The sequence below is a fragment of the Sphingoaurantiacus capsulatus genome (assembly GCF_042648405.1).
Lineage (GTDB): Bacteria > Pseudomonadota > Alphaproteobacteria > Sphingomonadales > Sphingomonadaceae > Sphingoaurantiacus > Sphingoaurantiacus capsulatus.
This window is the reverse complement of record NZ_JBHRXV010000009.1, coordinates 146,241-156,254: the sequence shown is the minus strand read 5'-3', so window position 1 is coordinate 156,254 and position 10,014 is coordinate 146,241. Positions and strand designations below refer to the sequence as shown.

The 10,014-nt window shown below is 68.2% G+C and carries 12 protein-coding genes; all 12 read right to left on the bottom strand.

All coding sequences use genetic code 11. The annotated features are described in order from the left end of the window. Nucleotides 1-4: 4 nt before the first annotated feature. Nucleotides 5-1,276 (bottom strand): EAL domain-containing protein, encoded by a 1,272-nt coding sequence (locus ACFOMD_RS10455; protein WP_380860959.1) that lies wholly within the window; start codon nt 1,274-1,276, stop codon nt 5-7. A 445-nt stretch (nt 1,277-1,721) separates the two neighbouring features. Continuing rightward, nucleotides 1,722-2,609, bottom strand: coding sequence for a CopD family protein (locus ACFOMD_RS10450; RefSeq protein ID WP_380860956.1), 888 nt, complete (start codon nt 2,607-2,609; stop codon nt 1,722-1,724). Further along, nucleotides 2,606-2,962 (bottom strand): copper homeostasis periplasmic binding protein CopC, encoded by a 357-nt coding sequence (gene copC / locus ACFOMD_RS10445; protein ID WP_380860953.1) that lies wholly within the window; start codon nt 2,960-2,962, stop codon nt 2,606-2,608. Before copC ends, ACFOMD_RS10450 begins: the two co-directional genes overlap by 4 nt. After that, nucleotides 2,959-3,465 carry a YcnI family copper-binding membrane protein gene (locus ACFOMD_RS10440; RefSeq protein WP_380860950.1) on the bottom strand — a complete coding sequence of 169 codons (507 nt, stop codon included), beginning with the start codon at nt 3,463-3,465 and terminating at the stop codon, nt 2,959-2,961. The genes copC and ACFOMD_RS10440 overlap by 4 nt, the downstream gene beginning before the upstream one ends. A gap of 47 nt (nt 3,466-3,512) precedes the next feature. Next, nucleotides 3,513-3,977 carry a MarR family winged helix-turn-helix transcriptional regulator gene (locus ACFOMD_RS10435; protein WP_380860947.1) on the bottom strand — a complete coding sequence of 155 codons (465 nt, stop codon included), beginning with the start codon at nt 3,975-3,977 and terminating at the stop codon, nt 3,513-3,515. Beyond that, nucleotides 3,958-4,626, bottom strand: a complete 669-nt coding sequence (locus ACFOMD_RS10430; RefSeq protein WP_380860944.1) for a class II aldolase/adducin family protein — start codon at nt 4,624-4,626, stop codon at nt 3,958-3,960. Before ACFOMD_RS10430 ends, ACFOMD_RS10435 begins: the two co-directional genes overlap by 20 nt. Further along, on the bottom strand, nt 4,623-5,765 hold the full coding sequence (locus tag ACFOMD_RS10425; protein ID WP_380860941.1) for a PepSY-associated TM helix domain-containing protein: 1,143 nt from the start codon (nt 5,763-5,765) through the stop codon (nt 4,623-4,625). Before ACFOMD_RS10425 ends, ACFOMD_RS10430 begins: the two co-directional genes overlap by 4 nt. Further along, a complete protein-coding gene (locus ACFOMD_RS10420; RefSeq protein WP_380860938.1) occupies nt 5,765-5,953 on the bottom strand; it encodes a tautomerase family protein in 189 nt (62 codons plus the stop codon). The genes ACFOMD_RS10425 and ACFOMD_RS10420 overlap by 1 nt, the downstream gene beginning before the upstream one ends. 3 nt (nt 5,954-5,956) lie before the next feature. Further along, a complete protein-coding gene (locus ACFOMD_RS10415) occupies nt 5,957-6,724 on the bottom strand; it encodes a 2-keto-4-pentenoate hydratase (RefSeq protein ID WP_380860935.1) in 768 nt (255 codons plus the stop codon). Continuing rightward, complete coding sequence (locus ACFOMD_RS10410; RefSeq protein ID WP_380860933.1) at nt 6,721-7,515, bottom strand: 2-keto-4-pentenoate hydratase; 795 nt, start codon at nt 7,513-7,515, stop codon at nt 6,721-6,723. The genes ACFOMD_RS10415 and ACFOMD_RS10410 overlap by 4 nt, the downstream gene beginning before the upstream one ends. After that, a complete protein-coding gene (locus ACFOMD_RS10405; RefSeq protein WP_380860930.1) occupies nt 7,512-8,219 on the bottom strand; it encodes a hypothetical protein in 708 nt (235 codons plus the stop codon). Before ACFOMD_RS10405 ends, ACFOMD_RS10410 begins: the two co-directional genes overlap by 4 nt. Further along, the gene (locus ACFOMD_RS10400; protein WP_380860927.1) at nt 8,200-9,681 is read right to left on the bottom strand and encodes a 2-hydroxymuconic semialdehyde dehydrogenase; all 1,482 of its coding nucleotides are present in this window, start codon (nt 9,679-9,681) and stop codon (nt 8,200-8,202) included. Before ACFOMD_RS10400 ends, ACFOMD_RS10405 begins: the two co-directional genes overlap by 20 nt. Nucleotides 9,682-10,014: the final 333 nt, after the last annotated feature.

The window sequence follows — 10,014 nt, the reverse complement described above, 5'->3', positions numbered from 1 at the left end:
CGCGTCAGTTCGGGGCGGCGGCGCCGTCAGCGCTCCCGCTGGCCGGACGGTGAAAGATGACCTCGGCGCGCCGGCGTTCGGGCGGCACGTCGGTGAACACCGACACGAGGCGCGAGACGGCGGTGCGGAACAACGAGGCCGGCGCGACGTGGCGGCCTTGCACCCAGTCCGCCGCCGCCATCCGCGCGCGCGACAGGTCGGAATCATTCTCGATGCCGACGACTACGACTTCGGTCGCCAGGCAGCGGGCAAGGCCGACGAGATGGCCGAGATAGGCAGGGCCGAAGGCGTGCGCAGCCTGCTCGCGGACGTAGCAGGCATCGATCTTGATGATGTCGGGGGCGGCGGCGACGGCGAAGCGCAGCCCGCTGAACCCGGCACCGAAATTGTCGATGGCGATGCGGCAGCCGGCGCGGCGGAAGGCGCGGACGAAGCCAAGGATCGGCTCGATGTCGCCGCGCGGCGCCGTCTCGGTGATCTCGATCACCAGCCGCTCGGCGAGATCGGGCGCGGCGGCCAGCCGATCGAGCACCGGCGTCCACCAGGCGTCGGCGACCGCGCTCAGCGACGAGATGTTGCAGCCGACGCGCGCCACCGGATTGGCGCGCAGATACTCGAGCCCGCCCTCGACGACGGCGCGGTCGAAGCGGCGGGTAAGACCCAGCCGCTCCAGCGCCGGCATGAAGCCGCGCGGCGTGTGCAACTCATGCTCGGTGGCACCGTCGACGAGGCGCGCGAAACATTCCTGATAGAGCGCCTGTTCGGCATCGGCGGCGCCGGCGATCGACTGGAACAGGAAGTAGAGCCGCCCTTCGGCGATGGCAAGGAAGGTCGCCGCGGCGACCGCCATGTCGTCGCGCAGACGTTCGTCGATCGGCAGCGAGGCGACCGGCAGGTCGGCCGCGGTGGTGGGATCGATACGTGCCGACACGGCCGCCATCACCAGGTCGCCCGCAACCTCGATCGGCCGCGAGCCGAGCGCGATCAGCGCGGCATCGACGACCGCGGCGATATCGACCGGTGCGGGCTGCGGCAGCAGGAGGCCGATATGGAAGAGCGGCGGCTCGGCGCGCAGTTCGGCGGCGAGGCCAAGGCCGGCGATCACCTCGGCCAGCCTTTGCTCAAGCGCCGCCCAGATGGCGACCGTCGCGTCGGCGCCATAGGCGTCGCTGAGCGGTGCGAAATTGTCGACGGCGACCTGAAGCGCAACGCCGCATGCCGGCCGGCGTACCGCGTCCCGTGATCGCGGCACCATCTGCTGTTGCGCGCAGGTCATCGCCCCGCCCGACAGCCGGCAAACCGATATCCGATGCGTCTGCGACCCGTCATCAAGCACCCCGCAACCCCATGGTTGGGATCACACAAGGGTACCCTTATGTCAATAGTATCGCAAATCATGCACGGCTTGGCTCAGCTGATGCTGGCCGTTAATCACTTGCTAATCAGACCCTAAGGGTCCGTTCTCACTAAGAATGACGTTCGAGACGGCGTCAGGATGGCCATGGCAAGTAAGGTCGCGCAGACCAGCTAGCAGATGCTAGCTGGCAAGCGGCCGGCGCGTAGCCATGGCCTTCCTCACGCCGCGCGAAGCGTGGCAGTGGGAAGCCCAAGGGCGTCGTCGACGCCGCTTGCCGGGGGCCTTCAGGCCCGCCCGCGCGGCCTCTCCTCGCCCTTGGGCTTCCCACTGCCATCTCGAATGCCATTCTTAGTGAGTACGGACCTTAGGGCAGCGCGGTCATGCCGAGCAGGGCGACGATCGCGAGGACGGCGATCCCGAGCAATTGCTCGGACCAGATATGATGCCGCAGGCGATCGCGAATCCGATCGGCGGCCGGGCCCGACTGAAGGCCTTCCAGTCTTGCGAGAAGCTGAAAACGATTCGACGCCGCAAGTGCCAGCATGCCGGCGAACGCCGCGAGCTTAGCCGCGAGCAGCCATCCCCATAATGTTTCGAGCAGCTCGAACGGACGCTCGGCGGAGAGCAGCAGGTTGGCGACGCCCGTCACCACCAGCAAGCCGACCGCGATATAGCCGACGGCGGAGAAGCGGTGCAGCAGCGGCGCCAGCACGGCGGGGTCGCGCTCGGCCTGCACCAGCCACACCAGCGGCAACAGCCCGCCGAGCCATAGCGCGGCGGCGAGCAGGTGGATGGCGTCGTTCACCATGTGCGCGAGGCGCAACGGCATGGCGTTGACCTGTGTATGACCGGTGCCGGCGAGGCTGAGCAGCAGCAGCGCGGCTAGCATGGCGGCGAGCCGCGGCCAGCGCCAGGCGGCGGCGATCAGCAGCGCGCCGAAGACCAGCCGCGCCAGCCACAACCGGCCGAAGTCGCTGCCGAACAGGATGAAGTCGCGCACCGCCGGATCGGCCGCGGCGCTGAGCGATCCGGCCATCGTCGCCATCGTTGCCAGTAGCCAGCCGGTCGCGCCGATCAGCGCACCGATGGCGAGGAGGATCGCGACCGGCCGCAGCCGCGCCTGCACCTCGGTCCAGCGCGGCGGGGGCACCAGCGACGCGCTATGCGAACCGTAGAGCAGCATCCCGGCGAGCGGGACGAGCGTCAGATAATGGAGGAGCCGCGCGAGGAAGAGCGGCGCGTCCTCGATCACTGGACGGTGAAGGCGAAGTGCCCTTCGACACGGTGGGTGTCCGACGACACGATATGCCATTTGGCGTGATAGGTGCCGGGCGCCAGCTTGCCGCTGACCGGCACGATCAGCTCGCGCCCGCCCTGTGCGGTGCTTGCCTTCCCGGTCGCGACCGCGCGGCCGCCGGGGCCGGTGAGCGCGATGCCCGACAGCGGCGCCATCACCGCTTCGCTGAACAGGATGCGCAGGTCGGCCGGCGACTTCACCGTGGCGTTCACCGTCGGTGTCACCTTCATGATCGACGGATGCGCGGCGAGCGGCGCGGTCGAGGCGAGCAGCGCGGCGGCGAGCAGCGGCAGGAGAGGGCGCATCATCTGGGCTCCGTTAGTGTGAGGGTGGGCGCGGGATGGCGCAGGCCGGTGCCGGCGTTGGCGGCGCTCGGTATCTCGGTCCAGTTGCGCGTGCCCTGAACGCAGGTCTGCACTGCCGGGAAGCGCAGCGGCCCGGCCTGCGGCGGCAGCTTCATCAGGATGGTGAACTGCTCGAATTGCGAATCGGGAACCGCCGGCCCTTTGAAAATGATGCGCGAAACACGCTCGGTCTGGACGATGTCCTCGACCGGGATCGGTTCGGCGAGCGGCTCATGCTCGAACTCGATCGTCCAACCGGCCTTCGGCTGTGGCTTGGCGAAAGTGATCGATGCCGGAATGCTGATGCTGAGCGAGGTCGTCGGCGAGCCCGCGCAGCCCTCCGGCACCCAGAAGGACAGCACGGCCGGCCGGCCCATATCGGCGTAGCGCGGTGAGATCACGACATGCGCCGCCGCCGGCACCGAAGCCAGCGTTAGCGCGACGACCAATGAATGAACCTTCCCCATCCCTCTTTATTACAACGTATGCGTCGTAACTGCAATGCTTCAAAGGGTCAGTCGAGGCCAGCAAGCTTGCGGGCGTAGCGCAGGAAATCGGCGCGTTCGGTCGGCGTCAGCGGCTCAAGGATGCGATTGCCAACGGTGGCGATCGCCGCCTCCATCTCGGCGAGCAGCGCGATGCCGGTGGGCGTGATCTGCAGCTCATAGGCGCGCGCGTCGCGATCCGAGCGGCGGCGGTCGAGCAGCTTCTTAGCCTCGAGGCGGGTGACGATGCCGCCGAGCGTATTGCGATCGACGCCGGTCAGGTCGGTGATCTCCTGCACGCTCGATCCCGGCCGCTGCAGCAGCGCCAGCAGCAGCGCGAACTGCTGCCGGGTCAGGCCGAATTCCGCCGTCACCTCATTGTACAGCTCGTGGCTGCGCTGGTGGCAGCGCCGAAGCAGATGCCCCGGCGCGCTGGTGATGTCGAAATCCTTGAACGGGGTGGCGCGGGGGCGCTCAGCTTTCCGGGTCGTCATGCGATAGATAGTGGAACATTCGCTCGGCGATTGCACCCTGCCATGTCGCGCGCTGCGCGCAGGTCGCCGCATCGAGCGTCGGCGCGTCCTGCAATCCGGCGGCGCGGCCGGCGAGATCGATGCGCGCCATATCCTCCAGATACCAGGTCAGCACCACCGCCTGCTCGATCGTCGACGCCGCGACCACCGCGCCGTTGCCGCGCATCAGGATGGCGTTGCCGCCGCCGAGCTGGTCGGCCAGCGCCGCCGCGGCCTCATCGGAGCGCAGCAATTGCGGGTCGTCCCACAGCGCGGGCGCCGGATGGAAATAGCTGCCAAAGCCGTGGCGCGGCCGCGGCACCGTGCCATGCGCCGCCATCGTCATCACATGCGGCGGCATCGAACGGACGATGCCGCCGACACCGGGCCGGCGCCGGTAGATCTCGCGGTGGATGCGTACCTCGCCGAGCACCTGCGGTGGGATCGGGTCGTCGATCGACAGCAGATGGCAGGCCTCGCCGGGCGCCGCGAGCGCCAGTGGCTTCGACGGCGTCACCAGATAATGGCGCTCGTCGACGCGCAGGCTGCAATGGCCATAGGCGTGCGCCAGCCCGGCGCGGCCGACGGCGCGGCCGGCGGTACGGAGGCGGCGCGAAAGTTCGTCGCTCATGCGGGCTTCCGCTTGTTCAGGCGCGCGCGGCCCTGCAGCCAGATGAAGATACCGGTCACGGAGAGCAGGCTTAGCACGAGGCCGGAGAGGAAGACGATGACCTGCCACACCGGGCCACCCATCGCGCCGGCGTGAACGCCCTCCATGACGTCGGTGATCTCGCCCGCCGAACTGCGCACGGGCTGCGGCTTTACCGTCGCGGCGCCGTCGGCATCAGTGACCGCGACGGCGGCGCCGTCGAACGCGATCGACCAGACCGGCTTCTCCTCGCTTGGCAGGAAAACGCTGACCAGCGAGGCAGAGGTGCTGGCGGCGGCGCGCGCGGCGGCAACGGCGGCTTCCACCGACAGCGCCGGTGCAGCGAGCGTCGGCGAGCGGGGCGGGGCCTCGCTCTGGACGCGGCCGGCCTTGCCCGCCGGTTCGATGATCCCCTCGAACACGCGCGGCAGCGCGATCCACGCGCCGGTCACGGCCTCGACGATCATGACGATGCCGAGCAGCGCGCCTGTCTGGCGGTGGAGATTGAGGCTCTTGGTGAAGGTCTTGCGCCACTTGAGCGACTTCAGCGCGGCTTTCGCACCCGGCCACCACAGCCACAGGCCGATTGCCGACATGGCGATCAGGAAGCCGCCGAGGATGGTGACGGCCTCGCGGCCCCAGCCTTTCCACAGCAGATAGCCGTGCGAGGCATGTAGCGCCCAGACCACGCCGAGCCCGTCATTCTGCCGGTCGAGCACCTGACCCGTCTGCGGATGCACCCAGAGCTGCACGCGCCCGGGCGGCCCGAGGTTCAGCGGCGGCTCGCTGGTGATCTGGCCGGCGACGACGATCGCGCCTTCGCCGGGCTTCACGCGGAAGCCGCTGATGCGATCGGCAGCGCCGAGTTCGGCGCGGGCCTGCGCCAGGAAGGCCTCGGTCGGCGTGAAACTGGTGGTGGGTGTTGAGGGGTAGCGCGCCGGATGCACCAGCGCCTCGAACCCGTCCTGCCAGACCATCGCCGATCCGGTGAGGCCGAACATGAACATGAAGACGAGCAGGGTCAGCCCCATCCAGCGATGGAGCTTGAGCCAGAACAGCCGCATCCGCGCCTTCGGCGACAGCATCGGCCCGGCGCGCGACGGGGCGGCAATGGTCGTCATCAGCCGATGGGCGCCTTCGATTCACCCGCGACGAACCAGTGCGCCGGCTCGATCTCTGTGATGAGCACGCGCACCTGCGGCGGCGTCACATCGAGATGCGCGGCGGCGGCGTCGGTGACCGCCTTGGCGAAGGCGGCCTTTGCCTGCGGCGTGCGGCCTTTCAGGATGCTGACGTTGACGATCGGCATGCCTTATTCCCCTACCGTGAAGCCGCAGCGGCCGAGGTTCTGCACCTCGAGCGTGACGCTGGCGCCCACCGCCAGCGCGACAGCGGCGGTGGCGCCGCCGGCCAGCACGATCGAGCCGGCCTCCAGCGGAATGTCGCGCTGCGCCGACAGACGGGCGGCGGCGGCGAGGCTGCGCGCCGGATGGCCGAGGATCGCCGCCGACGAGCCGATCTCCACCGGCCGCCCATCGACGCTCATCACCATGCCGAGGTTGGACAGGTCCTGGTCGGGCCGCGCCCAAGCGCCGATGACGAAGCCCGACGACGAGCTGTTGTCGGCGACGACATCCTCCAGCGAGAACTTGAAATCCTTGTAGCGGCTGTCGATGATCTCCAGCGCCGGCGCCACCGCCTCGACCGCGTCCATCGCCTGCAGCGGCGTGATCGGTCCATGGATGCGGCGCTTCAGCAGGAAGGCGATCTCCGGCTCGACGCGCGGGTGGACATAGGCGGCGCGGCTGATGACGCCGCCGTCTTCGACCATCATCTGATCGGTCAACCGACCGCAGATCATGTCGCGGACGCCCATCTGGACCATCTTGGCGCGGCTGGTGAACCCCATCTTCATACCGACCAGCCGCTCGCCCCGCTGGAAGCGGTTGGCGATGCTCGCCTGCTGGATCGCATAGGCGGTGTCGACGTCGAACGCGCCGCTGTCGAACTGCGGCACCGCGGTGGCGGTGCGGGCGGCCTTGTCGAGGAACAGGCCGGCGCTTTGGGTATCGAAGCTCATCGTGCGGCCTCCTTCGCGAAGCGGAGGTTGACGCTGCCCACCCCGTTGATGCGCGCCTGATAGGCGCCGCCCGGCGTCACGCTGACCATCGGCCCGAGCGCGCCCGACAGGATGACATCGCCCGCGACCAGCGGCCGCCCGGCGGTCGCCATCGTGCGCGCCAGCCAGAGGGCCGCGGCGAGCGGGTTGCCGAGGCAGGCGGCGCCGCAGCCGACCGACACCGGCTCGCCCTTGTGCTCCAGCACCATGCCGCAAAGTCGCAGGTCGATCGTATCGATCTTCACCGGGCTGCCGCCGAGCACATAGGCGCCGCTCGACGCATTGTCGGCGATGGTGTCGAGGATCGAGATCTTCCAGTCGGCGATGCGGCTGTCGACGATCTCGACCGCCGGCAGCGCGAAGTCGATCGCCTGCACCAGCCGGCTGAGCGTCAGCTCGGGATCGCTGAGGTCGCGCCCCAGCACGAAGGCGATTTCCGCCTCGACCTTGGGCTGGATGAAGCGACCGAGCGCGATCTCTTCATGCTCGCCGATCTCCATGTCGGCGAACAGCATGCCATAGTCGGGCTGGTCGACGCCGAGCTGCGTCTGCACCGCCTTCGAGGTCAGGCCGATCTTGCGGCCGGCGAGCTTGCGGCCAGCGCCGAGCGCGCGCTCGGTGAGCAGATTCTGCACCGCATAGGCGCCGTCGATGCCGAGCGGTTCGAGCTGGGGTTTGAGCGGCGCGATGGCGGTGCGCGTCTCGGCGGCGCGCGCCAGCGCCGCGGCGGCGGATCGGATTACGTCGGTCATGGCTGGATTCCTGCGTCGGCGACGACGGCCGCGACCGTCTCCTTGTCAACGATCTCCCAGGCGCGCCGATAATGATCGACATCGCGCCCGGTGTAATAGTCGCGAAGCTTGGCGAGCTGCTCGGTGCGGCCGGTCCTTTCGAGCACATAGCGTTCGAACGCCACGACATGGATGTGCGCGCGGATCGAGAAGGGCTCGGCGGCATATTTGGCGAAGATCGCCGACTTCGCCTCGATGGCCTGCGCGTAATGGTGCATCACCTCGTGAAAGGCGAGCAGCGCGAAGTCGTGGACATAATATTCGCGGTTCGATGCGAGGAAGTCGTTCATCCGGATGATGAGCGGAAACGCCATCGAATCCGGCGCGCAGACCGACAGGGTCGCCTGCATCTCGCTGTACGGGAACGGCCGGCCGGCGGCCGCCAGCGCGAGGCGCATATACTCGCGGCCCGTCGTCGCCCACGCCGCCTCGAACTCCGCCTTGCGGGCCAGCAGCTCGGTCACGTCGGCGGGGTTAGTGTCCTGCTTGATCCACGCCTTGCAGACCCGATCGAAGATCGTGCCGTGCGGCGCTGGATAGAGGAAGCTGATCTTCGGCACCGCCACCGGCGCGGCGGCGGCGGGCGACGCGATTGCCGTCGCGGCCGCCCCCACCAGGATGGTGGAGGCGAGCGCGAGCAGCAGCCTAGAAGCGGATGCAGACATTCCGCTGCTCCGTGTAGAAGTCGAGACCGTGAAGACCGCCTTCGCGGCCGATTCCCGACTGCTTCGACCCGCCGAAGGAGGCGCGCAGGTCGCGCAGGAACCAGCTGTTCACCCACAAGGTGCCGACCTCGATCTGCGGCGCGAGACGGTGGGTGCGGCCGAGGTTCTGCGTCCACAGCGATGCGGCGAGGCCGTAAGGGCTGGCGTTGGCGCGCGCGACCACCTCGTCCTCCTCGTCGAACGGCGAGATGTGGCAGCAGGGGCCGAAGATTTCCTCGCGATTGACCTTCGCGTCGTCGCCGAGGCCGGTCCAGATCGTCGGCTCGATCCACGAGCCGTTGGCGAAGCGGTCCTCGAGATCGGGGATGCCGCCGCCGGTGACGATCTCGGCGCCGTCGGCCTTCGCCGAGGCGTAATAGCCGAGCACCTTTTCGCGGTGGCCGGCGCTGATCAGCGGGCCGAGCGTCGTCGACTTGTCGAACGGGTCGCCGACCTGGAGCTTCTTCGCTGTCGCGGCCAGCCGCTCGACGAACTGCGGGTAGAGCGAGCGCTCGACATAGACACGCTCGGTGCCGAGGCAGACCTGGCCGCAGTTGAGGAAGGCGGAGCGGAGGGTGCCGGCGATGGCGGCGTCGAGATCGCAGTCGGCGAAGACGATGCCGGGGTTCTTGCCGCCGAGTTCGAACGACACCGGGCGGGTGCCGACGGCCGCCGCCTTCATGATCGCGGTGCCGGTCACCGTCTCGCCGGTGAAAGTGATGCCGTCGACGCCGGGGTGGCTGGTCAGGAACTCCCCGGTCGATGCAGCGCCGAGGCCGTTGACGACGTTGAACACGCCGGCCGGAATGCCGACCTCGTTCATCACCTCGCCGAGCAGGGTGGCGGTGGCGGGCGTCTCTTCCGACGGCTTCACGACGACGGTGTTGCCGCAGGCGAGCGCCGGCGCGACCTTCCAGGTCATCAGCAGCAGCGGCAGGTTCCACGGGCAGACGACCGCGATCACGCCGCGCGGCTGGCGCAGGCTGTAGTTGAGCGCGTCACCGCCGTCGGGCGTCTTCATCGGGAAGGCCTCGCCGAGCGCCATCGGCGCCAGGTCGGCGAAGAAGTTGAAGTTGCCGGCGCCGCGCGGGATATCGAGGTGCGACGCCATCTCGACCGGCTTGCCGGTGTCGATGATCTCGGCGCGCAGGAAGTCCGCCGACCGCTCGGCGATCCGCGCCGCGAGCTTGCGCAGCATGGCACCACGCTCGGCGGCGGAGAGCTTGCCCCACGGACCTTTCAGCGCCTTGCGCGCCGCGGTGACCGCGCGGTCGACCTGCTCGGCGCTCGCCTCATGAATCCAATAGGCGGTCTCGCCGGTCGCCGGATCGACCGCCGCGAAACGCGAGCTGCCCGACAGGTCGTAGGCGCCATCGATGAACTGCCCGCGGTCCACCGCCGCATCGCCACTCGTCCGCAACATCGTTGAATTCTCCAGCATCTCGGTCCCCCAAACCGGTGTTGGGGTTGCGTGCGAACTACCGCCGACTTGCCCCGTTGAATGCGAAATGCGCGCATTTTTTCGAAATATCAAGCAACAACCATTCTCATTAGGGTGATGCGCGCATGCAACAACTTGTCATGTACGAGATATGTCTATACTGGAAACAAAGATTAATTTATTAAATAAGAAGCCCTTAGTCCCATGACGCAAGCATGGACGACACAGGCTGGCAGAACGTCAACATTTTCGAAATCTCATTTGACGCATTCCCGTATATGACGTACACATTGCAGATTGGGACCGGCCTTCAAG

Excerpts from the sequence above, each read along its gene's own strand:
- ACFOMD_RS10415 (WP_380860935.1), bottom strand. The coding sequence starts at position 6,724 with ATGAGCTTCGATACCCAAAGCGCCGGCCTGTTCCTCGACAAGGCCGCC.
- ACFOMD_RS10455 (WP_380860959.1), bottom strand. The coding sequence starts at position 1,276 with ATGACCTGCGCGCAACAGCAGATGGTGCCGCGATCACGGGACGCGGTA.
- ACFOMD_RS10420 (WP_380860938.1), bottom strand. The coding sequence starts at position 5,953 with ATGCCGATCGTCAACGTCAGCATCCTGAAAGGCCGCACGCCGCAGGCA.
- ACFOMD_RS10440 (WP_380860950.1), bottom strand. The coding sequence starts at position 3,465 with ATGGGGAAGGTTCATTCATTGGTCGTCGCGCTAACGCTGGCTTCGGTG.
- ACFOMD_RS10405 (WP_380860930.1), bottom strand. The coding sequence starts at position 8,219 with ATGTCTGCATCCGCTTCTAGGCTGCTGCTCGCGCTCGCCTCCACCATC.
- ACFOMD_RS10400 (WP_380860927.1), bottom strand. The coding sequence starts at position 9,681 with ATGTTGCGGACGAGTGGCGATGCGGCGGTGGACCGCGGGCAGTTCATC.
- ACFOMD_RS10430 (WP_380860944.1), bottom strand. The coding sequence starts at position 4,626 with ATGAGCGACGAACTTTCGCGCCGCCTCCGTACCGCCGGCCGCGCCGTC.
- ACFOMD_RS10410 (WP_380860933.1), bottom strand. The coding sequence starts at position 7,515 with ATGACCGACGTAATCCGATCCGCCGCCGCGGCGCTGGCGCGCGCCGCC.
- ACFOMD_RS10435 (WP_380860947.1), bottom strand. The coding sequence starts at position 3,977 with ATGACGACCCGGAAAGCTGAGCGCCCCCGCGCCACCCCGTTCAAGGAT.
- ACFOMD_RS10425 (WP_380860941.1), bottom strand. The coding sequence starts at position 5,765 with ATGACGACCATTGCCGCCCCGTCGCGCGCCGGGCCGATGCTGTCGCCG.
- copC (WP_380860953.1), bottom strand. The coding sequence starts at position 2,962 with ATGATGCGCCCTCTCCTGCCGCTGCTCGCCGCCGCGCTGCTCGCCTCG.